The sequence below is a fragment of the Capnocytophaga sp. H2931 genome, from assembly GCF_002302535.1.
GTDB lineage: Bacteria > Bacteroidota > Bacteroidia > Flavobacteriales > Flavobacteriaceae > Capnocytophaga > Capnocytophaga canis.
Genome location: NZ_CP022381.1, coordinates 1,282,231 through 1,305,367 on the forward strand (window position 1 = coordinate 1,282,231; position 23,137 = coordinate 1,305,367).

At 36.0% G+C, this 23,137-nt stretch carries 22 protein-coding genes and 2 tRNA genes; 15 read left to right on the forward strand and 9 right to left on the reverse strand.

Annotated elements, in window-relative coordinates; all coding sequences use genetic code 11:
• The first annotated feature begins 90 nt into the window (after nt 1–90).
• Nucleotides 91–369: a helix-turn-helix domain-containing protein gene (locus CGC52_RS05450; RefSeq protein ID WP_095893670.1), complete on the forward strand. Its 279-nt coding sequence runs from the start codon at nt 91–93 to the stop codon at nt 367–369.
• Nucleotides 370–563: 194 nt separating this feature from the next.
• Here CGC52_RS05450 and CGC52_RS05455 read toward each other — a convergent pair whose 3' ends face one another.
• A complete protein-coding gene (locus CGC52_RS05455) occupies nt 564–848 on the reverse strand; it encodes a helix-turn-helix domain-containing protein (protein WP_095893671.1) in 285 nt (94 codons plus the stop codon).
• A 189-nt stretch (nt 849–1,037) separates the two neighbouring features.
• On the opposite strand from CGC52_RS05455, the gene CGC52_RS05460 reads away from it, so the two are divergent.
• From CGC52_RS05460 to CGC52_RS05490, 7 genes are all read left to right on the forward strand, one after another.
• Entirely contained in the window at nt 1,038–1,541 is a 504-nt protein-coding gene (locus tag CGC52_RS05460) for a hypothetical protein (protein ID WP_095893672.1), read from the forward strand.
• Between the two features lie 218 nt (nt 1,542–1,759).
• Nucleotides 1,760–2,218 carry a hypothetical protein gene (locus tag CGC52_RS05465; RefSeq protein WP_095893673.1) on the forward strand — a complete coding sequence of 153 codons (459 nt, stop codon included), beginning with the start codon at nt 1,760–1,762 and terminating at the stop codon, nt 2,216–2,218.
• A gap of 44 nt (nt 2,219–2,262) precedes the next feature.
• Nucleotides 2,263–3,771, forward strand: coding sequence for a hypothetical protein (locus CGC52_RS05470; protein WP_095893674.1), 1,509 nt, complete (start codon nt 2,263–2,265; stop codon nt 3,769–3,771).
• Nucleotides 3,772–4,276: 505 nt separating this feature from the next.
• Nucleotides 4,277–4,489 carry a DUF6722 family protein gene (locus CGC52_RS05475; RefSeq protein WP_095893675.1) on the forward strand — a complete coding sequence of 71 codons (213 nt, stop codon included), beginning with the start codon at nt 4,277–4,279 and terminating at the stop codon, nt 4,487–4,489.
• A 105-nt stretch (nt 4,490–4,594) separates the two neighbouring features.
• A complete protein-coding gene (locus CGC52_RS05480) occupies nt 4,595–4,921 on the forward strand; it encodes a helix-turn-helix domain-containing protein (protein ID WP_095893676.1) in 327 nt (108 codons plus the stop codon).
• 230 nt (nt 4,922–5,151) lie between these two features.
• Complete coding sequence (locus CGC52_RS05485; protein WP_095893677.1) at nt 5,152–5,448, forward strand: hypothetical protein; 297 nt, start codon at nt 5,152–5,154, stop codon at nt 5,446–5,448.
• Nucleotides 5,445–5,627: a hypothetical protein gene (locus tag CGC52_RS05490; RefSeq protein ID WP_095893678.1), complete on the forward strand. Its 183-nt coding sequence runs from the start codon at nt 5,445–5,447 to the stop codon at nt 5,625–5,627. The genes CGC52_RS05485 and CGC52_RS05490 overlap by 4 nt, the downstream gene beginning before the upstream one ends.
• Before the next feature lie 171 nt (nt 5,628–5,798).
• Here CGC52_RS05490 and CGC52_RS05495 read toward each other — a convergent pair.
• From CGC52_RS05495 to CGC52_RS05510, 4 genes are all read right to left on the reverse strand, one after another.
• Nucleotides 5,799–5,884: transfer RNA gene (locus tag CGC52_RS05495), tRNA-Leu, on the reverse strand.
• A 21-nt stretch (nt 5,885–5,905) separates the two neighbouring features.
• A tRNA-Gly gene (locus CGC52_RS05500) sits at nt 5,906–5,978 on the reverse strand.
• Nucleotides 5,979–6,099: 121 nt separating this feature from the next.
• Nucleotides 6,100–7,887, reverse strand: a complete 1,788-nt coding sequence (argS, locus tag CGC52_RS05505) for an arginine--tRNA ligase (protein ID WP_095893679.1) — start codon at nt 7,885–7,887, stop codon at nt 6,100–6,102.
• Nucleotides 7,888–8,190: 303 nt separating this feature from the next.
• Entirely contained in the window at nt 8,191–10,140 is a 1,950-nt protein-coding gene (locus CGC52_RS05510; protein WP_095893680.1) for an OmpA family protein, read from the reverse strand.
• A gap of 421 nt (nt 10,141–10,561) precedes the next feature.
• Here CGC52_RS05510 and CGC52_RS05515 point away from each other — a divergent pair, with 421 nt between their 5' ends.
• Complete coding sequence (locus CGC52_RS05515; RefSeq protein WP_369800751.1) at nt 10,562–11,200, forward strand: peptidoglycan-binding protein LysM; 639 nt, start codon at nt 10,562–10,564, stop codon at nt 11,198–11,200.
• Nucleotides 11,201–11,312: 112 nt separating this feature from the next.
• Here CGC52_RS05515 and CGC52_RS05520 read toward each other — a convergent pair whose 3' ends face one another.
• From CGC52_RS05520 to CGC52_RS05535, 4 genes are all read right to left on the reverse strand, one after another.
• Complete coding sequence (locus CGC52_RS05520) at nt 11,313–12,752, reverse strand: PAS domain-containing sensor histidine kinase (protein ID WP_042344015.1); 1,440 nt, start codon at nt 12,750–12,752, stop codon at nt 11,313–11,315.
• 17 nt (nt 12,753–12,769) lie between these two features.
• Nucleotides 12,770–13,126, reverse strand: coding sequence for an SPOR domain-containing protein (locus CGC52_RS05525; RefSeq protein ID WP_042008335.1), 357 nt, complete (start codon nt 13,124–13,126; stop codon nt 12,770–12,772).
• Nucleotides 13,127–13,148: 22 nt separating this feature from the next.
• Nucleotides 13,149–13,961, reverse strand: a complete 813-nt coding sequence (locus tag CGC52_RS05530; RefSeq protein WP_095893681.1) for an RHS repeat domain-containing protein — start codon at nt 13,959–13,961, stop codon at nt 13,149–13,151.
• Nucleotides 13,962–14,080: 119 nt separating this feature from the next.
• Entirely contained in the window at nt 14,081–14,866 is a 786-nt protein-coding gene (locus tag CGC52_RS05535) for a DUF3108 domain-containing protein (RefSeq protein ID WP_042008293.1), read from the reverse strand.
• A gap of 354 nt (nt 14,867–15,220) precedes the next feature.
• Between CGC52_RS05535 and CGC52_RS05540 the strand changes: the two genes are divergently transcribed.
• The 6 genes from CGC52_RS05540 (at nt 15,221) to CGC52_RS05565 (ending at nt 23,111) form a co-directional block, all read left to right on the forward strand.
• Nucleotides 15,221–17,197 carry an alpha amylase C-terminal domain-containing protein gene (locus CGC52_RS05540; RefSeq protein ID WP_095893682.1) on the forward strand — a complete coding sequence of 659 codons (1,977 nt, stop codon included), beginning with the start codon at nt 15,221–15,223 and terminating at the stop codon, nt 17,195–17,197.
• A gap of 56 nt (nt 17,198–17,253) precedes the next feature.
• On the forward strand, nt 17,254–18,231 hold the full coding sequence (gene rhuM, locus CGC52_RS05545) for a RhuM family protein (RefSeq protein ID WP_095893683.1): 978 nt from the start codon (nt 17,254–17,256) through the stop codon (nt 18,229–18,231).
• Nucleotides 18,232–18,247: 16 nt separating this feature from the next.
• Entirely contained in the window at nt 18,248–20,197 is a 1,950-nt protein-coding gene (locus CGC52_RS05550) for a glycogen debranching enzyme N-terminal domain-containing protein (protein ID WP_095893684.1), read from the forward strand.
• Nucleotides 20,198–20,257: 60 nt separating this feature from the next.
• Nucleotides 20,258–21,274: a YhcG family protein gene (locus CGC52_RS05555; RefSeq protein WP_198540578.1), complete on the forward strand. Its 1,017-nt coding sequence runs from the start codon at nt 20,258–20,260 to the stop codon at nt 21,272–21,274.
• Nucleotides 21,275–21,609: 335 nt separating this feature from the next.
• Nucleotides 21,610–21,921: a hypothetical protein gene (locus CGC52_RS05560; protein ID WP_013996524.1), complete on the forward strand. Its 312-nt coding sequence runs from the start codon at nt 21,610–21,612 to the stop codon at nt 21,919–21,921.
• A 170-nt stretch (nt 21,922–22,091) separates the two neighbouring features.
• Nucleotides 22,092–23,111, forward strand: a complete 1,020-nt coding sequence (locus CGC52_RS05565) for a YhcG family protein (RefSeq protein WP_095893685.1) — start codon at nt 22,092–22,094, stop codon at nt 23,109–23,111.
• Nucleotides 23,112–23,137: the final 26 nt, after the last annotated feature.

Consider the following 23,137-nt stretch of genomic DNA (forward strand, 5'->3'; position numbering starts at 1 on the left):
TATACAGCACCATCACAGCCACTGGCTCGAATGGTGCTGTTTCTTTTCTATTCCTTTGCCCCATCGAAAAACATAAAAATTTATTCAACGATGGAAGCAGTACAATTTATTCAGATTACCCCCGAGCAACTCAAAGAGCAATTTTCGCAGGTGGTACAATCCCAAATTAACGAACTCAAAAAACATTTTCAACCCAAAGCCCCAACCGAGTATTTAACCCGCCGTGAAGTGGCTAACTTGTTAGGCGTGAACCTTACGACCCTGAACAATTGGACACGCAAAGGCATACTAAAATCATACGGAATTGGTGGACGTGTGTACTACAAACGCCACGAGGTAGAAAGTGCCGTTATTGAACTGAAAGCATAAAAAAGAGGGCAAAAGCCCCCAAGTGTTTTAGAAAAGTTTTGTGCGTACGAACGTGACAAAGGTACGGAAAAAAGTATAAAGTTCAAAGTTACAAGGTTCAAGGTTTCAAGTTCTTGTTACTTGATTTTTGATTACTTGGTACTTGGTTTTTGATTACTTGTTACTTGGATTTTGATTACTTGTTACTTTATCCTTTACTCTTTATCCTTGTTAAGACTTCCCACCTCAACTAAGTTGCCGTTATCGTCTTTGATATATAGGGGCGTGGTTGCCGTTGAGGTCGAGTTAAAAAGGTCTTTTATATCCACTTGTAACGCATTGGCTATTCCTAAAAGAGTTTCAAGTTTAGGATATTGCGTTCCGTTCAGCATTCTTGAAATACTTGTTTCTGTAAGGTTTAACATTTGGGCTAATTCTTTGCCTGTTACGTTTTTTTCTTTTAAAACTTCCCTTAATCGAAGTACATTGACTAATTCCATAACTTAAAAATTAAAGTGCAAATATAGTTAATCTACATAATATGTAAAAATAAATAAAAATAATTTACATTACACTTGTATTTGATTATATTTATATGTAAATTTGCATCGTAATTATTAACATAAAAAGTAAATGTTACGCAAAGTTTCAGAACCAAAGTAATTAAGTAACTATTTAAAAATAATAATATGAGAGTTTTAGAAAAACAAACCTTGACAATCAAAGACCGCAACGGCAAAACAAATGAGGAATTCGGTACGTTTATACCTATGAATGATTTTGGAATGCACACCCAAAAAGACGCCCTCAAATATTCGTTATTGGCATTAGATGCTATCGAAGTCACGAACCGCCTTAACCTTTTCCTGAAAGAGTTTGATAAAAAGCCAATCGATACAGGCATTTTTTACCGCCTTTTGGCTTCGATATTAGAAAGTGGTAAAGACTTTACAGAGGACGACCAAAAGCAATATTTTGAGGTCGTTAAGCAATTGTACAAACTTTCTGAGCCGTTTTATTACGTACACCACGATTTGTACTTCACGCCTGATTATGAGTTAGATTGCTATTTATTAGGTTGGTTTAAAGACCCTACAGACGAATACGCAAACCTCAACTATTCATTTATGAACGATGAAATAACCTATACCGAATTTATCCAAAAGTTCAAAGAACAGCACCCCACCGAGTAACCACAAGGGGCAAAATGTCAGAAAATTACCGCCCCTAATCATTAAATAATCATTCAAAAAAATATCAAATAGGCAAAGCCCCCAAGTTTAGGGGCGTGGGGGTCTTTTGCCTTAAAAAAAGGAACAAGGATAAAGTATAAAGTTCAAAGAACCAAGTAACAAGTAACAAAATCCAAGTAATTTTTTTAATCATTTAATCTTTTAATCATTAAATAAATATGAATAACCTAAACGGAGCAAACATACATCAGTTTGCCAAAATCGAAACATCAGACAAATACAAAGAAGTAACGCACTTTGAGAAAATCCACCAAACCGCAAATAGTCGGCATATTTTGGACTTTGCCAATATATCTGTACAACGCAACTTCAATCGTTCGGAAAACGTAGCCTTTTGGTACAAACCCGCACCACGTAAAGCAGACGGCACACGTGCCAAGTGGGGCGAAGTACTCACGGGGCTTTTCAGAACCGCACACCCGCAAATCTATTACGGCGATATATCGAGCAAAGACCATTACGGGCGTTACAAAAAACATACCTTGTTATTTTTCGTATTCAATACCGACCGCACCAAATTGGCAATTTTGGAGTATCCGAATTATTACCCAATGGATACAACATTAGCAATAAATATGATTGCTATTGAAATTAAAAGATACTTCGGACTGCAGTAGTGTAATCCATAAGCATAAAGTATACTGCATAAAACCTTGAAAATATGGTAGATTTTATAAAAATATCCGTATCATACCCCGATAACGACAAACTACATCGGATTTTGACAAGTGGGGCATTTCTATACGTAGAACAGGAAACCGACCCTTATACGGGCGAAGTAGTGAAAGAAGTGTACAAGTACCACAATATGCGATTAAAGCCCTATAATGGGGGTTTTATCCTAAAAGGTAGCATTCATAAACTACATAACGAACTTATCGGAAATACACGCCCCGAATGGACGGCAAAATACAACGGATTTAATGGCGACCGATTTACACTTTCAGAAGTAGAAAATGTTATAAAACATCTTTGTAAGTTGTTGGACGTTCAGGCGGGTGGGTGCGTACTTCAAAATATTGAAATAGGGTTGAACAATGTTATTCCGTTTAGTGCCTTTGATTTTTTGCAAGGTATTCAGGCACACCGCAATAACTTTGCCCCGACTATCAAACACGGACGTAATTACTTTGAGTTTGGATATAATGAATATTATTTGAAACTATACAACAAAGGCAGACAATACGGATTATATGATGAAGTGGTACGGGTTGAGGTTAAAGTAATAAAAATGCGAAAACTGCATAATGCGGGTGTTCCGATACACACACTTGCAGACCTCAGCACCGACAACCTACAAAAAGCCTTTGAAGTACTTACATCGGAATTTGAAAAAGTAGTTAATATTGATAATTCACTACGAGCAAATGAACTTACAGAAAAAGATTTGATACGATTAAACGAACTGCGAAACCCCGCCTTTTGGCAAAAAATGAATGACAAACAGAAGCAACGAGCAAAGGAGTTTTTAGAGGAATTAAACACCACTTTTTCGGACAATCAAAAGGGGCAAATTATGCGAAAAATGCACCACGAAAAAGAGGCGATTTTTAACAATGAAATTACCCCAAAATGTTACAAAATTACCGACCCTGAAAATGACCAAAATAACATCAGTTTTTCGCCCTCAAAAAATGAAAAATGTTACAAAATTACCGACCCTGAAAACACAAGCAAAAACGGGGTTATGTTACAAAATTACCCTTTAAGTAAACGGGAAGATTGTAACATTGAAAAAACCGACCTTGAAAAAAAGGTTGTTTTAAGTTCTGAAAATATGAGTTTGGAATATGAAGAAAAAAGGGACAAAAAAACATCAAATTTTGAGGTTAAAAAAGTAGAAAAAAATGAGGTCGAAAAATCGTTAAAAAATGGGGTCGAAAAAGTCAAAAAATCGTGTCCGATTACGGGGGTAGAATTGACCCACGAAAAGGAGGGTGCGAGGTACATTCGGACGGCAACTTTTTTGCACTTGCGAGAACACGACCCCGAAAGATATATTTTGCTTTGCTCTTACCTTTTGCCTCAAACAGGTTACAAACCCGTAAGAGAAAAAAATATCATAATGCACTTATGCAAACAAGTACGGAATTTGTATCGCAAGTTAAACAATCAACCGAACAAACCGCCTTTGCAAAAGCATTTCAAAAATCAACTTGAATTGTTTTAAAGTTCCAAGAAATCAAAAAACCAAGTTTCAAACCTACGAACGCCCAAACGCAAACAAAGGGCGTTTTTTTGTGTTTTTGCCGTTGAGGTTATAAACACCCACCCGAAGCAAGGAAACCCCGAAAAAACGCCTTCAAACGTTGAACTTTAAACCTTGAACCCTCAAAAACGATTTTAAACAGGCAAAAACTAATTAAAAAGACCTCAATCACACAAATACACGCAAACACCATAAAACCCACGTAAAACAGGTAAAAAAACCGCCTTAAAACGCACGTTTGTTGTTTTTGGTATTTGATAAATTTATTAAAAACCTCATCAGGAAGTAAAAAAATCCCACTACCTTACCGACCTCCAAGAGACAAAAACCAAGTAAAAACCGACCGATAACCTAAAATTGTCGAAAAATTACCGACCTTTGAAAGTATGAAAAAAATTACATTTTTTGTTATAGTTTGATATAAATTCCTTACCTTTGCGAAATGATAATTTTTTAGTTTTAATCAATGAGAAAAGAATTAGGAAAATTATTACTTGACATAGTGAAGTATGTCGTTACAGCGGTTATCGTTTCGGATATTTTTACAGACATTAAAGGTTCGGAACTATATATAACAGCAAGTATTACAACAACAATTTTGCTTATTTTCGGTCTGTTACTTGTAAGAGACCCAAAAGAAGAGAAAACGCAAAAAAATAAACCTAAAAAACGAAAATAAATATGAGTGGAGCAATTTATATGATGATTTATATTTCACTTGTTGCGGTGGTAGGTTATTTTTATTTTTACATTCGTGATAAAAAACAAAAACACACGCACGACAATGAATAAGATAGACCGCACAAAAATAGACCCCGAAAAAATCGCAAAACTCACAACGGGGCGGGAATTGTTAGCCGAAATGTACGGAGCAGTCGGTACACCCACCCGCAAGGAGTTTACCGCCAAAGCAAAGGCGTGGTATTTTGCTGAACTTCTGAAAGAGGAACGCAAACAACGCAAGATAACACAAAAAGAATTAGCCGAAAAGATAGGCAAAAAACGGGAATACATCGCAAGCCTTGAACGTGGGGAAACCGATATGCAGTTATCCACTTTCATAAGTATTGCAGAGGCGTTGGGGTTGAAGTTCGGGCTAATGTACCAGTAAATCAAAGGGGGCTAATTCAGTCCCTTTTTTATTTCTGAAAATGCACAAATTGCATAAAATCCCGACAAAAAAAGGCCCTAAAACACACACTCTATTTTGTTTTGTAAACTTCGGTAAAGGGTGGGTAAACTTCGGTAAAAATAATCATACATAAAATTAAACTATTACTTTAAATTTATATCTATAATAGATTGAAATAGAAATATTTTGTATGTTTGCAAAAAAATATAATGGCACGACCCAAAGGAACAACAAAAACAGGAGGACGGCAAAAAGGCACACCTAACAAAGCCACAAACGATATGCGTAAATGGTTGAGGTCATTTTTAGACCAAAATCAGGAGCAGATTGAAAAAGATTTTAAGGCACTTGAACCAAAAGAACGCATACAAGCATTTGAAAGGCTTTTACAATATACCTTGCCAAAAATGCAAACCTTTGGGGCTAATATTGAATTAGAAGCCCTTTCAGATGATAGTTTAAATTTGATTATTGAAAATCTAACTGAAAATATTTTAAAGGAATGAATAACGAAGCGAAGCCATTAGACAAGGAAGCCAAAATATTACTTTTGAAAATTTTAAAACAAGGATACATAAGCCCCGAAAATTTGAAAGAATTAGAGCAAAAGATACATTTACCGTCGTTGCGAATAGAAGTAATCGACAAAAGAGAACAGGTACAACCTGACTATATCGAAAGATAATTTTTTGACCAGCAGGAAGCCCCAAAACAGGGGGCTTTTTTTATATGCTCCAACACCTAAAAAAAACACCTGACAAAATAGCATTTTTCAAAATGTCGGCTAAATGTCGGCTAAATCACAAAATAAAAAATCGCAACACTTTCACTATAAAAGCATTACGATTTTTTGATGTACTCGGAGCGGGACTTGAACCCGCACAGGCATTGCTGCCCACTGGATTTTAAGTCCAGCGTGTCTACCGATTCCACCATCCGAGCCCTTTATTAAGGCAATAAAAGAGCGAAAAACGGGGTTCGAACCCGCGACCTCAACCTTGGCAAGGTTGCGCTCTACCAACTGAGCTATTTTCGCGTAAAATGTTTCTCTCAAAAGCAACCCTTATCCGATTGCGAGTGCAAAGATAAGAACATTTTTTTACTTGGCAAATATTTTTCTTTCTTTTTGAAAAATATTTTTCTTTCCGAAGAGTATTTTACATTCTTTCAGGAACTTGTATTCCTAACATAGCGAAAGCCGATGCAATAATTTCGCTTATTTTTTTACAAAGCGATACCCGAAATTCTCTTTTTGCCACATTTTCTTCTCCTAAAATGGATACATTCTGGTAAAATGAATTAAAGTCTTTCACCAAATCATATACGTAGTTGGCAATGACCGCAGGGCTGTACAAATCTGCTGCGTTTTGCACCACTTCGGGGAAAAGCTCCATATTTTTGAGCAAAGTTTTCTCCTTCGGATGTAACTCTAAAATCGATTCATTATTTGATTTTGAAACTCCTATTTCGTTGTATTTCCGCAAGATAGACTTTATTCGGGCATAAGTGTACTGAACAAAAGGACCTGTGTTTCCTTGAAAATCAATGGATTCTTTCGGGTCAAAAAGAATGCGTTTTTTCGGATCAACCTTCAGAATGTAGTATTTCAAAGCCCCCAAACCGATGGTGTGGTACAGTTCCTTTTTCTGATTTTCATCGTATCCGTCCAATTTCCCTAATTCTTGCGAAATTTCCTCAGCAGTTTGCTCCATTTCAGCAATTAAATCGTCGGCATCTACCACTGTTCCTTCACGGCTTTTCATTTTTCCGCTCGGCAAATCCACCATTCCGTAACTCAAATGATACAGATTTTCAGCCCAATCAAAGCCTAATTTTTTTAGAATTAAAAACAGAACTTTAAAATGGTAATCTTGCTCATTTCCAACAGTATAAACCATTCCTTTTACATCAGGAAAATCTTTTACACGCTGAGTTGCTGTGCCAATATCTTGGGTGATGTATACGGAAGTTCCGTCGGAGCGGAGGACTAATTTCTCGTCCAAACCATCGGCGGTTAAATCGCACCAAACCGAGCCGTCTTCTTTCTTGAAGAAAACGCCTTTTCGTAAGCCTTCTTCAATGATGTCTTTTCCTAACAAATATGTGTCACTTTCGTAGTAGTACGAATCGAAATCGACGCCTAAATTTTTGTAAGTAGTTGAAAATCCGTTGTAAACCCACTGATTCATTTCTTTCCAAAGGGAAATAACTTGCTCGTCTCCGGCTTCCCATTTTCGAAGCATTTCTTGTGCTTCCAAAAATATGGGTGCTTGTTTTTCAGCTTCTTCTTTGGTTTTTCCTTCTGAAATAAGTTGCTCAATTTCAGATTTATACGCTTTGTCGAAAGCTACATAGTAATTCCCGACAAGTTTATCGCCTTTAAGTCCTGAATTTTCAGGCGTTTCGCCATTGCCAAAACGTTGCCAAGCAATCATCGACTTACAGATGTGTATCCCTCTGTCGTTGATTATCTGAGTTTTATATACTTTATGTCCCGCTGCTTTTAGAATTTCGGCAACCGAATATCCTAATAAGTTGTTGCGAATATGCCCTAAGTGCAAGGGTTTGTTGGTGTTAGGTGATGAATATTCAACCATTATGGTCTTTTTGGAATTGGGCTTAGCCAAACCAAAATGATTTTCGTTTTCTATACTTTTCAGAAAATCAATGTAATAAGAATCGGAAATTACTAAATTCAAAAATCCTTTGATTACATTGAAGCTCTCTACCTCTTTTACATTTTCTTGCAGAAAAGTTCCAATTTGTTGCCCAATTTGTTCAGGATTTCCTTTAATCTGACGCAACATCGGGAAAATTACAATAGTAATGTCGCCCTCAAACTCTTTCTTAGTCTGTTGAAGTTCAATGTTTTCGAGTTGCACACTAAAAAGTTGCTCAACAGCCTTTTGTGTATGTTGTTTTAAAATATCTTGTAGATCTAGCATGGGTGTAAACAAAAATTAATTATGGAGGCAAAGGTAATGATTTTTAAGATATGATGCTTTGCCATATTTATAAAAATTACAATCGGTAGACTGAATGCTCAAAAGCATTTTTTTCACTATTTCTGACTGACAAGGATCATTTTTGTATATTTTGGATGCTTAAACGAAGAAACTAAGATACGGAATTTTAAAAATTCTGTATATTCCAAAACGCATAGATAACTCGGTATAAAAGTAACAAGTGTTTAAATTACTACAAACACAATGAATTAATAATCACATATTTTATTTTCTTCTCTATTATTACATTGAAATGATAATAAATTCACTTCTTCGGTTTGCCTGATGTTCTTCTTCTGAACACTTAACACCATTACCACAGTGATTGGTCAATTGAGTTTCTCCATAGCCTTTACCAGTTATACGTGATTTTTTGATACCGTGCTTCACCAACCATTTGATGGTTGATTTGGCTCGTCGGTCGGAGAGTGCCAAATTATACTTATCTGAACCACGACTATCCGTATGCAAACGAACATCAATTTTCATCGTAGGATACTCCTTCATTACATCCACGATTTTTGCCAATTGTTCTGCAGCATCGGGGCGAATATCTGCTTTATCGTAATTGAAGTAAATATTGTCAATCTTCAAAACTTTTGCCAAGTCTGTTCCTTTTTCTATTTTTCGGCGTTCAATAGGTGTTAATGCAATTTCGTAGAATAGCTCGTCTTTTTCCTTAATGATAACTTCCTGTTTCTTAGGTATAAAACCTTGTTTTTCAGCGTTTATATTAAACGTACTTCCATTTGTACAATCAATCTCATATGCAAAAGAGAATTTCCCGTCAACATCAGAAAGCTTAGTTTCAATCGGTTTACCATCAGCATTTCGTAAAACTAGCCCTGCATCTTTGATAATTTCACGTGTAGTAGCATTTCTTACGATTCCTGAAATATTTTTTGTGCAACTGAAAGACACAGGTCTATGTTCTTGAAAAGCATAAATATCATCTTTTCCTTTCCCTCCTACCCGATTGGATGTCAAGAATCCCACTTTTGTATCACTATCAATAACAAAACAGAAATCATCCTTAGAGCTATTTGCTGGTGCACCTATGTTTACGGGTTTTGAAAAAGACCCATCTTCGTTTATTTTTACAGCAAAGATGTCTAACCCTCCTAATCCAGGATATCCATCAGATGAATAATAAAGAATGTTATCCTTACTTACAAAAGGGAAAGATTCCCGACCAGCAGTGTTTACTACATTGCCTAAATTTTCAGGTTTTCCATAGCCTCCTTTTTCAAGGCGTTCTACTCGGTAGATATCCGAAGCGCCGAACGAACCTCGCATATCCGAAGCAAAATAGAGATATTTCTCATCAGGACTCAATGCAGGATGTGCTACATTGTGAATATTGCTGTTGAATGGCATTTCCTTTTCCTTACTCCATTTTCCGTTTTTGTCTTTTGTGGATTTGAATATTTTGAGTAAGACCGTATCATCGCCGTTGGTTTTTATCTTGTTGTTGAGGAAGTTGTTTCGTGTGAAATAGATTGTATTTCCATCTTTGGTAAAAACGGCTGTAGATTCATTGAATCGGGTGTTTATTTTGTTCATTTTTGAAACCTTGGAAACATTCATACAATCCCTCTTGGCCTCATATAAATCGTAGTAAGCATCACCCGTCCATGTCGATTTTCCTTTGAAAAGGCCTGAACTTTTTGAAAATACAATCTTCTTACCGTAGAAAGCTGTTCCATATTCTGAATTCGGGGAATTTATTTTCAATGGTTGTAATTCGAGTCGATTAGAGTTAAGCTCTATGTCTTTTCGATAGCTCCTATTTTTGTTAAAAATGACAGCTCTAGCGTCACTTTTACCAACCATAGCTACAAATTTATCCATTATCTTATCCGAATCTTCTAACTTTCCAACAGACTTTAGTGTTTGGGCATATCGATAATAATATTCCGATGATTTCTTATATTCCTCCTTAGAGAAAAGTTGTTCATACCAAATATTAGCACTCTCATAATCAGCATTATAGTAGTAAGCATTGCCTAAATTTTGTAATAAATCTTGGTTGACAAACCCCTTTTTAGCAATGCTTTCATATGCCTTTATCGCTCCTACGTAATCATAGTTTTTATAGAGTTTATGAGCTTTTATTAACTCTTTTGTCTGCGAAAACCCAAAAAACAGTGCACCAAAAAACACCAAAAGGGTTTTTAAAAATTTCATCTTCATAGTACTCCTCACAAATTTATTCCATAACTCTCAGGAAATAGCAATGGATATGTAATGCTATTCTTTATCTTCTCCCAACTCTCGCATTAAGTAACTTGAGAATCACCCGCAAATATACGATTTTTTACATACAAATGACTACTAAGTATGCTAAAAACACAAGAAACTGCCCCTATTTACTGAGATTGCTCAGAAAATAAATTAACATTCAGTGTCAGAAATCTTAACAGACGTATAAAATTATGCTTGGTAGCTGAATAAGCGTGTTAAAGTTTGTTATCGTTTTCTTTTTAGTTTAACTTTTCGATAACATATAAACTTGTGTATCAATACAAAAGATGTAATTTTGCCGCCTGAAAATTTTAAGCAGTGTAATTTTACTACAAATTCACGATAAGTCTTAAATAAAATAGACAGAATGATACAAAGTAAAAAGAAGTATTTATTTATGTTATTGGGGATGTTGAGCGTTTTACTAATGACCCTCACCATCATAGAAGTTAGTACTAAAAAAATTAGTATCCACAAAGATTTTATAGTGAAAGAACCTTTATTGGTTGTTATTCCCCCTGAGTCGGAGCTCAAAGAGCAAGTAACCCCTCCTTTTATTGGTAGAACATTTGTCGGATTCAAAGAGGCTTTAGCTTACAGAGAGTCAAGAGGCAATTATTTTGTAGTAAATCCGTTTGGGTATATGGGTAAATACCAATTCGGGAAATCTGCATTACGATTCTACGGAGTTACAGACACTTATGAGTTTTTGAATTCTCCTGAGCAACAAGAACGATTGTTCACATTGAGTATAAAAAGAAACAAATGGGTTTTACGCGAAGAAATAGATCTTTTTGTGGGTAAGAAAATAAATGGGATAAACATCACAGAATCTGGGATTTTAGCGGCTGCCCATTTAGCAGGAGCGCAAAGTGTGAAACAATACTTTAAACGTAAAGGTAATTACTCCTTCGCCGATGCTAACGGTACAACGCTACAAAACTATTTACGAAATTTTGCCGATTATGATGTGACAGATATAATTCCAGAGGAAAGACCCAGATTCTGATACATGTCTGCTAAAAATAGAACCATCCTATTTTAGGGTTCAATAGTAATTACATCAATTTGAAGTTGAGTTACAACCATTTATAAAAACAACATAAGGTACAAGAAAACACTTAAAGATGAACAATAAACGTACTCCCCTTACCTACCTGTGATTGAATTTTGATAGATCCATTTGCAGCTGTGATGATACTTTTGACCATGGCTAAGCCTAAACCTGTACCTCCTGTTTTGGTAGTAAATTGAGGTTCAAAAATTTTTTCTTGGTCAGCGGTTGGAATGCCTACACCATTGTCACTCACCGTAAGTTCTACTTGAAATTCTTTTTTACTCAGAGAAACAACAATCCTTGGATTTTCTTTGTTTTCAGTAGCTTGAATAGCATTTTTGACTAAATTAGTTACCACACGAACCAATTGATCTTTATCAAATAATAAAGAAATATGCTCATCGGTGGTAATGAAAGAAATATGTTTCGAATCAAAAATATCCAAGGTTCGTTTTACCACAGGAACAGCATTGAAAAACTCCTCTTGCTTCGCAGGCATATTAGTTAAGGCTGAAAATGCCGAAGAAATATTACTCAGAATATCAACTTGTTGAACGAGTGATTCGCAAAACTCATTGGTTTTATCCCTTACTTCGGGGTCATTAGGATCAAATCGACGTTGAAAACTCTGTACGGAGAGTCGCATGGGAGTCAGCGGATTCTTGATTTCGTGGGCAACCTGTTTCGCCATTTCACGCCATGCTTGTTCCCGTTCGGATTTTGCCAACAATACCTTACTACGTTCAATTTCGTCAATCATACTATTATAAGCCCCCACCAACTGTCCAATTTCAGTACTCGGTGATTTCAGTATGATTTTTTCATTACGCTCCAGTAATCGAGTCTTCTCCAAACGATTCTCAATCGTTTTTAGGGATTTGGTAATATAACTCGAAATGAAATAAGCGAATCCTAAAGCTAAAACCAATAAAGAAAAATAGACTAAAGATATATTATAAAGTGAGCCTTGGAGAGCTTTTTCATTAAATGTGTCGTCTTCAAAATGAGGAATGCTGAGTACTGCAATGGGTTTGAATTGGAGATCCGTTACATAGGTGTAGGAATTTTGGTATCCCCTCCCATCTTCAAGATAATGATGTTCGGAAAGTCGTTTATTCAAAGTGGAGGCTAACTGTTTCAAAACAGGGGTAGGGATACTGAGCGTATCCTTACTATCAATTACAGCACGGGAACTTTTCAAAAGACTTCCATTAAGGTCGTATAAGTCAAAATTAACATTTAAAATATTGGCAATGTTGTATATAGATTCCCTAAAAATCAACGGAACATAAGCTGTTTCCACCGGATAAGTGGTTTGTGAAAGTACATATTGGATTTGCGTTTTAATTTGATTTTCTTTGTCTATAAGCCGCTCAATATGATATTCTTCCGCCTGTTTTCGGTATTGGAACACCATTACAACCGCAATGGCAGCAAAAGCAATTACAACCAAAAAGGTCATACTCAAAAATATACGAAATCGAAGCGAATCTTTTTTTAACATGCCTAAAAAGGAGTTACCTATTTTTTAGGAGACATAACAAAGGCTGCGGGATATACCTTCCTTATCTCAATTAAGTTTTTTTCTGCTTCTAAACGAGTTCTGAAACTTCCTAAACGTACTTTGTAGTTTGGAGTTTCAAAAACTAAGAAAAGTGGCATCTTGTATTGCTCTTTAGCGGACTTCATCGTTTCGTTAGCTCCTGAAATAGTGCCGTTATAGATTTGAATTTGGAAAAGAACTTCGTTTTTTGCGACGTCTTTTTTCAATTCCATTATTTCAGTAATATTATCATTTTGATTTACAACCACTTGCGAATAAGCAAACGATACAAAAAATGCAAAAACAAACCCTAAAATATTTCTTTTCTGATTCATAATTTCTGTAATATATTTTCCTTTAGTAATATTCAATTTTTTGTTCTGATACGTAAATTTCACGTCCCTCTTTCGAGATAGTTTTCTTTATCCAATTTCCTTTTTTGTCATAAATATAGGAAGAGTTTGTCTGCTCAACCAATTTATTTTCAGCATCATAAGACAAAGAGGACGTTGAGTTATCATGTTTGTCATAGGTGTAGTTTATCTTAGCAACAAATTTACTTCCTCCTTCGAATTGACGTACCTCAGTAACATTTCCTTTTTTATCGTAAGAAAATAGTGTTTTGTACACTATATCTCCTTCAGGATTTAAAATAATTTCTTCGGTTTTGTTTCCTTTAGAATCGTACACATATGTTTGTTTTTCAACACACATTTCATCTGTTAGACATAAATTTTTCTCTACCAAATTTCTCTTTTCATCATACAGATATTTGCCATATTGTACAGGCTGTTCTCCTTCAAAAGTAGTATCTTCAATCTTGTTTCCTTTGGCATCAAACACAGCAACTAACTTCATGTACATTTTTCCTTCTTCGGAAAAACTGCGAATTTCAGTCTGATTCTTTTTTGAATCATAATCAAACTCTACTCGCATCATCTGTTTATTCTGTGCGTCAAATGCATTAATTTCCGTCACAAAACCCTCGTTTGTGAATGATGTTTTGAACGAAGAAGAAGCCTGACTGTTTTCTATAGAACGTTCAATGGAAATAACCGATTTCACTTTACCTTTAAGTTTCGCAGTCTGCCAATGAGTTTCTTTAGGTTGTGCTAACGCTAAAGCAATTCCGTTGACGAGAAACACCAATAGAAGCGTGATTTTTTTCATAGTTTTTTAATATTTTAGGCAAAAATACAAATTATTTTCAAATTTGAGATTGTTTTTTTATAAATCTTCAGAGAATAAATATTCTTAAAATTTCATTTGCTTAATGAAATTTTAATTCTCTATTTTTCCAATTGGTGTGGATGTTTCAACCCGTTAAAAGAATCTAAATCAGCCACTAAAGATCCTACACGTAAAGTAGCTTTGATGCGCAATGGAACGCGATTTTTGTCATCCGAAATCCACATTGTGATACTCTCTTCTTCTTTAAACACACGCCCATCTTGAACTAACGGTCTAAAAATCATAGTATTTTGAGTTCCAAATTTAGTTTTTATCTTTTCTTTACCTAAGTAACGTAACTTGAATTTGAACACCTCATCATCATCAAAAATCAAATCCATCGCAATTTCCTCTCCCTTTTGGATATTACTAATCTTTGGATTACTTCGCAACTGATAAAAAGCTGAAATAACATCTTGAATATGTATTGGAACTGAAATTTCAGACAATTCTCCATTCTCCATATTTTTGATTTTCACTTTATTAACATCGTGATTAAAATCCATTTTTAGGTGCTTAGTGTACCCTCCTTCATAAATATTACGAATGAAATGACGAGGTTTTCCATCACTGATACCAAAATAGCTTTCGTAGGTATCATCAACCTTAAAAAACACTCTTGCCAAACCCGTTGTAGCTCCTTTTCCTACAGAATGAAACACCTTTTCTCCGTTGTAATCAGCTTCTTTAAGCAACAGAGTAGCCTCACTGGCGTTAAAAATTCCGTATTTCACCTTAAATTTTAGCCATTCACCTCCTTTGAAAGGCAAATCATTATCTTGTGCAATCACCTGTGTTCCAAAAACAGGAAATAAAAAAAGGATATATAAAATTATTCTTTTCATATTGTATGTTTTTTTTAGTTTTATGTAAATTTATTCTCGACTCATGAACCTTTAACAATCATTATGCCATAAATTACTTCATTTGCAAAGATAGAAAAATATATTAACTCACCACGTACCCCCTGATAAGCAAAAAACTTTTAGTCCCATTTAGCTTACGAAATCCTTTATAATACGTAAATTTTGGAAGAATTTTATCTCTTTTCAATGAAGGTTTTGAAATTCATCGTTATTTTTTTCATAAAATAATTGCTTTTTTCCTAAAAAAATATTAATTTTATCCGCGAAAGTGTTTTTTATTTAAAACATTGAAAACCAACAAACATAGAATAAATATTAACCCATTAACCGCCTATGCTTCCGATCCTAAAAACAGACTCTTTGTTACAACGATTTGCCGACAAAATTCAAGCTCGACATTCATATTTTTTGAAAATTTGCCAAAAAATGCGAGGAAATTGCGTCCGCTTGTCTGATAATATAAATTCTCACTTGTTTTACGGATTGCATTTTACGGAAAATGAATGGATTTTAAGAGAATGGGCTCCGAATGCCACAAAAATATATCTACTTTTTGACAAAAACGATTGGCAACCAACTGAAAAATATGCTTTTACAAAAATAGACAATGAAAATTGGGAAATCCGTTTGCCTGCTTCGGAACTTTCGCACGGCGATTTGTACAAATTATATGTGCAGTGGCAGGGTGGCGGAGCGGAAAGGCTTCCTTCGCACGTGCGACGTGTGGTTCAGGACGAATACACCAAAGTTTTTTCGGCACAAGTATGGAAACCAACTCCTTATAAATGGAAAAATACCCGTCCGAGCCATAACCAACCGCCCTTGATTTATGAAGCTCATATCGGTATGTCGTCTGAACTTCGCAAAGTGGCTACCTTTACCGAATTCCGATTGTTTGTCTTGCCACGCATCGCCCATTTGGGTTACAATACCATTCAGCTAATGGCAATTCAGGAGCATCCTTACTACGGCTCGTTTGGTTATCAGGTGGCGAATTTCTTTGCGGTGAGTTCGCGTTTCGGAACGCCCGAAGAACTTAAAGAGTTGATAGACACGGCTCACGGATTGGGAATAAAAGTCATTTTGGACATTGTGCATTCGCATTCGGTGAGCAACGAGTCGGAAGGATTGGGCTTTTTCGACGGAACGGATTATCTGTATTTCCATTCGGGAGAGCGGGGAAAACATCCGCAGTGGGATTCGCGTTTGTTCGACTATGGAAAACCGCAAGTGCTTAATTTTCTGCTTTCTAACTGCAAATATTGGTTGGAAGAATTTCAGTTTGACGGCTTCCGATTTGATGGCGTTACCAGTATGATTTACCTCGACCACGGATTGGGCAAGGCTTTTACCGAATATTCTTTATATTACGATGGAAATCAAGATGTTGATGCGATAACCTATCTTACGTTGGCAAATCGGGTAATTCACGAAGTATATCCGCAGGCCATCACAGTTGCCGAAGAAATGAGCGGAATCCCGGGTTTGGCGTTTCCTATTGAAGGAGGCGGAATGGGCTTTGATTATAAGATGCATATGGGCGTTCCCGACTATTGGATTAAACTTTTGGAAGATTACAAGGATGAAGATTGGCACGTGGGCGATATTTATTACGAACTGACTAACAAACGTTTGGAAGAACGCACCATCAGTTACGCCGAAAGCCACGACCAAGCCTTAGTGGGCGACAAAACGATTTTTTTCCGTTTGGCGGATAAGGAGATTTACACGGGAATGAGTGTTTTCGACCAGAATATGGTCATTGACAGAGCCATCGCCCTGCATAAAATGATTCGTTTGCTGACCATTTCCACCGCAGGAGGCGGCTATTTGGCGTTTATGGGCAACGAATGGGGACACCCCGAATGGATTGATTTTCCGCGTGAAGGAAATGGTTGGAGCTACAACCACGCGCGTCGTTTGTGGAGTTTGCTTGATGATGAAAACCTGAAATTCAAATATTTGAATAATTTTGATAGGGCGATGATTCATTTTGTGAAAAAGAATAATTTACTCGAAGAGATGCCTAATATTTTGGTTCGTGATAATGAACGTCAGATTTTAGCTTTTGAGCGAGGTGGATTTTTGTTTGTTTTTAATTTCAATCCGTTAGAGTCGTTTAATAATTATGAATTTGAGGTAGAAGCAGGAAAATACACCTATGTTTTAAATTCAGATAATCCGAACTTTGGAGGTCAAAATCGTGTCGATGAAAATGTCGAGCATTTTACGCAGTATAAGCACGAGAAGAATTTAATCAGTTTGTATATTCCATCAAGGTTAGCTATTGTTTTGAAAATGAATGAGTAGTTTTTTAATTGTAGAGTTATTATACAATTAAAAAGATAATGAATAATCAAAATTAAATGATAAATGAAATAAAAATATTTACCACCGATGACGAGAAAGTTTCATTACAGGTTTCCTTGGAAAAGGAAACAGTGTGGCTTACTCTTGACCAAATGGCTAAGTTGTTTGACAGGGATAAATCTGTTATTTCAAGGCATATAAAAAATGTATTTAACGAAAAAGAATTAGACTATCTTTCAGTTGTTGCAAATTTTGCAACAACTGCCTCCGATGGCAAAATTTATCAAGTGGATTATTATAATCTTGATGTAATCATATCTGTTGGATATCGTGTGAAATCACAAAGAGGAGTACAATTCCGCAAATGGGCGACACAAACCCTAAAACAACACTTGGTTCAAGGTTATACTATTAATGAGCAACGCTTAAAAGAGCGAGGTATCGAATTTAATGAAGTCCTTTCGTTGTTGAGTTCCACTTTGGAAAATCAAACTTTGATAAACGATGAAGGTGTTGCGGTACTGAAAGTTGTGCAAGAATATGCAAAAAGTTGGAGTTTATTACAAGCTTACGACCAACAGAGCCTACCTAAAAGTTCTTTAAAAAACCAAGAAATGAACGCTTTGCCGTATGAAGACGTTTTAAAAGCCATTGACCAACTCAAAAAATCACTCGTTGAAAAGGGGGAGGCTAGTGAACTTTTCGGACAAATACGCAGTAGCGGACTTGAGTCGGCATTGGCTACCATTGAGCAAGGTTTCGGTGAGGAATATTTTTACCCTAATGTAGCAAGTAGAGCGGCTCATTTACTCTATTTCATCATAAAAAATCATCCGTTTGCCGATGGAAACAAACGTACGGGAGCATTTTTGTTTTTGTGGTATTTGCGTATCAATCAACATCTTTTGCAAAAACCTGTGGAAAACTTAATCAACGACAATACATTGGTTGCTTTAGCTTTATTAGTTGCTGAAAGTAAACCTGAACAAAAAGAATTAATAATACGTTTAACAGAACATTTCATTAACGTCTGAATAAAAAAATAAGATAATGAGTTATTTAACATTCAAAAAGAAAGAATTAATCAATTTGGAATATTCTCTTGACAGAGAGTTTCTTGGCACCAATCGCGGGGGCGGATACAGCTCTTCTACCCTTGTTTTTTGCAATACACGAAAATATCACGGACTTTTGGTAGTTCCACTCGAAAATTTCAGAGGGAAGAATCACGTGTTGTTGTCTTCACTTGATGAAACCATCATTCAGCACGGACGCGAATTCAATTTTGCGGTGCATCAATATCCCGAAACTTACGAACCTCGCGGACACAAATATATCGTGGACGTTTCCTACGAAAAAGCCTTTACGGTCATTTATCAGGTGGGAGGCGTAACGCTCAAAAAGGAAATCTTGATGGTACATAATGAACCTCAGGTTTTGGTTCGTTACACTTTGCTCGAAGCCCACTCCCCTACTAAGTTGAGGTTGAATCCGTTATTAGCATTTCGGGACATTCATTCGCTTAGTAAAGCCAACGATTTGGCAAATAAAAACATTGAAAAAATTGATGGAGGAATCAAAGCCAAACTTTATCCCGATTTCCCATATTTGCATTTACAATTAAGCCAAGAATCTGATTTTGAATATAATCCGAATTGGAATTACAATATTTTCTATAAGAAAGAAAAAGAACGCGGATACGATTATACGGAAGATTTGCTTACGCTCGGCTATTTCGAGTTGAGCATCAAAAAAGGCGAAAGTGTTGTATTTTCGGCAAGTACGGAGGAAAATAACAGCAAGCAACTCAAACAAAAATTCACCCGACTTATCAATCAGCGACGTGAACGAAATTCCTTTGAGGAATGCCTCCACTACTCTGCCTCGCAGTTTTTGATTCAAAAAGCGGGTGAAATTCGCGTAAAAGAAGGCTATCATTGGTATAACAGCAACACGCGTGACACGTTCATCGCCTTGCCGGGAATTGCCTTGGCGGAAAATACTCAAAAAACGTTTGAAGACGTACTTACATCAACCAAGAAATATTTTTCCAACGGGCTTTTTGAAAAAACGATAAGCACGCACGTTACTGAACCTCAATACGATGCCGACACGTCACTTTGGTTTTTCTGGACGATTCAGCAGTATGAAAAATACACCAAAAAGACGCCAAAACAGCTTTGGAAAGAATTTGGTGAAATGATGCGAACCATTTTGGAAACTTACAAAAACGGACAGCATAAATCCATACGAATGGATAACAACGGATTGATTTGGTCGGAAGATATTAGCCGTCCGTTAACGTGGGTCGATGCTCAATTTGATGGCGGAGCCATTGTTCCGCGAAATGGTTATGTGGTGGAAGTTAATGCGTTGTGGTACAATGCTGTATGTTATGCACTTGCTTTGGCAGAAGCCTCAAAGGATAAAGATTTTCTGAAAGAATGGAGCGATTTACCTACGATGATTGCTGAAAATTTCAATCAAACCTTTTGGATTGCTGACAAAAAATACTTGGCAGATTATGTGAATTATGCTCATCAAAATCGTGATGTTCGCCCCAATCAGTTGATAACTTGTGCGTTGGCGTATTCTCCTTTGGATGAGCGAAGTAAGAAACGCGTTTTGGACATTGTCAGACAAGAATTGCTCACACCACGAGGATTGCGTTCGTTATCACCTAAAAATAAAAGTTACGAAAGCGTAAGTATTGGCAACGTGTACGACCGTGACCGAGCTACATTTAACGGGTCGGTACATCCTTGGTTTATAGGATTTTATATAGAAGCTCATTTAAAAATTTATGGAAAAACCTATATCCCTGATGCAGAAGCAATTTTAGCTGATTTTGAGGAAGAATTAAGCGGACACGGCGTAAGTACCATTTCGGCAATTTATGATGGAAATCCGCCATTCCGTTCGCGAGGTTGCATTTCCAAAGCCCGAAATGTAGCCGAAATCCTTCGAGCCAAACAGCTGACAATGAATTATGAGTTGTAAAATGTAAGGGTGAAATATTTTTCGCCCTCACGGAAAATACAATCCATAGACGATTAAGGAATGAAAAAAGATACGAAACCATTGAACAAAAATTTACTTTCGGAGCTTTCCGTCTTAATAGAAAACGGTCAGCAACAGATAGTTTATTATGCCAACAGCACCCTTACCCTTGTCTTTTGGCAGGTTGGAAAGCGTATCAATGAAGATGTATTAAACAATGAACGAGCTACTTACGGAAAACGGATTGTACCAATGATTGCCAATGAGTTGGAATCTAAATACGGACGTAATTTTACGGAAAAAAATATCCGAAGAATGATGCAGTTTGCAGAGGTATTTCCTGATTTTCAAATTGTCGTTACACTGTCACGACAATTGAGTTGGTCGCAATTTTTGGTGTTAATCCCATTAAAAAACCACGAAGCGAGAATGTTTTATGCCGAGCTTACGGCGAACGAATCGTTGAGTGTTCGAGAACTTCGTAAGCAAATCACTACCAAAGCCTTTGAGAGAATGCAAATTGCTAATTTACAAGTTCAACAATCGGAAATTATTCCTATAAATACTTTCAAAGACCCCTATCTATTGGATTTTTTAGGACTTCGAAGTGATTATTTGGAAAAAGATATTGAAACAGCTATTTTACATAAATTAGAGTCCTTTATTTTAGAACTTGGAAAAGGATTTGCCTTTGTAGAACGCCAAAAACGAATGATTATTGATGGAGAAGATTTCTATTTAGACCTTTTGTTTTTCCATAGAAAATTAAAGCGATTGATTGCCATTGAGCTAAAAATCGGTAAATTCCAAGCCAAACACAAAGGACAAATGGAACTTTACCTCAAATGGTTAAATAAATACGAACGTCAGGAGGGCGAAGAAGCTCCTATCGGACTGATTTTGTGTGCTGAAAATAGCAAGGAACAAGTAGAGCTTTTGGAAATTCATAAAGATGGTATTATGGTTGCCGAGTATTGGACAGAGTTACCTCCTAAAAAACAATTGGAAAAAAAATTACACGAAGCCTTCATTGAAGCACGTGAGCAGTTTGAAAACAAGGGGTTATTGAATAAATAAAAACGAAATCGGTGAATATGTACGTTACGAAAAAGCGTGTAAATGTTCAAAAGAAAACCTTTTTATAAGTAAATATAAATGATAATAATAAAGAATAAAACAGATAAAACGTAGAATCTTTATCTTCATAAGAAGAAAATACTTCTACACGTGAAGAAACAAAATCTTCTGATGAAGAAAATGTTTCTTCTTATGGATAATATAATGCTACTGATGAATTATTTAATTCTTCATTAGAATATAAAAGTTCTACTAAAGAAGATTTTAATTCTACATCTGTTTTATTGTAAAATCAATAAGAATAACTATTTTTATAATATAAAAGACAAATTAAGATGAGAAAAAGGTCATTTGCCGAAATCATCACATCGGCACAACTATTAGTAAAAGCCCTCACCGAACGAGGTGAAAATTTGCCTGTGGGTGTTACCGCTCAAATGCGTGACAAACTAAACACTGCCTACCAAAAAGCAGCAGAAGTCAATGTAGAACAGGAAAAACTCAAAGCCCAACTCAAAGAAAAAACCGCCGAGTTAGAAAAACATATTGCCGAAACGGAAGAGGTATATGCCTTTTTGAAAAAATACATCAAAATGGGCGAACCGCAAGAACGTTGGCGAGAATTTGGTTTTGAGGATAAACGATAGGCGGTAAGATTGCACAATGTAGGGAGGGGATATATCCCTTCCGCAGTTACGAAACGTATCAATGTGAGGGCGTGTGTGAAGTTGTTATTGTAATATTTTCGAAATGAATCACAAGTAATAGGTATTTTCAGTAATAGCACTGAAATTCAATAAGATGAAGTTATTAAACAATGAAGCTATTTACCGATATAAAAGATATTATTTTACAGGCTCGTGAAAAGGCGATACGCTCAGTCAATAACGCACGTACGCTAATGTATTGGCATATTGGTAAACGTATTTTTGAGGAAGAACAGCAAGGTAAAAAACGAGCAGATTACGGAAGTTACCTCATTAAGGAGCTTTCTGCCAAGTTAGAACCCGACTTCGGGAGTCTTTGTTCATTTCGACAACTGAACTTATATAGGCAATTTTACAAAACTTTCCCAATTGTGAACGCACTGCATTCACAATTGAATTGGACTCAGTATAAGATACTTATGCGAATAGATGACCAACATAAACGAGAGTTTTACATCGCCGAAACAACAAAAAATAATTGGACTTCTCGGCAGTTGGAACGACAAATAAACGCTTCTTTGTACGAAAGACTTTTGCTTTCGAACGATAAAGAAAGCGTGCTTGCCGTTGCTCGAAATGAAAGGCAACCTTCTGACCCAAAAGAAATAATCAAAGACCCTATGGTTTTGGAATTTTTGGGTCTGAAACAACAAAGTACCTATTATGAAAAGGATTTAGAAACTAAAATGCTTTCTCATTTACAGGAGTTTTTGTTGGAATTGGGCAATGGGTTTTCGTTTGTAGCTCGGCAAAAACACATTCATATTGAGGGAGATGAGTTTTTCGTAGATTTAGTGTTTTACAATCGTTTGTTACAAAGTTTTGTGATTATCGAAATCAAAACCGATAAACTTACCCATCAGGATATAGGGCAGTTACAGATGTACGTCAATTATTATGACCGCACACAGAAACTCAGCCACGAAAACCCAACTATTGGCATTTTACTTTGTGCCGACAAAAATGACGCTGTGGTAAAATATACTCTTCCTGAGAATCAAAAGCATATTATAACAAGTAAATACCAATTGTATTTGCCAACAGAAAAACAACTTTTAGATGAAATACGTAAAGAAATTGAAAATTTTGAAATAAATGAAGAAGATGAAAAACCTGATGAAGTACAATAAAAATCTTTCATCATAAACAAGAAAAA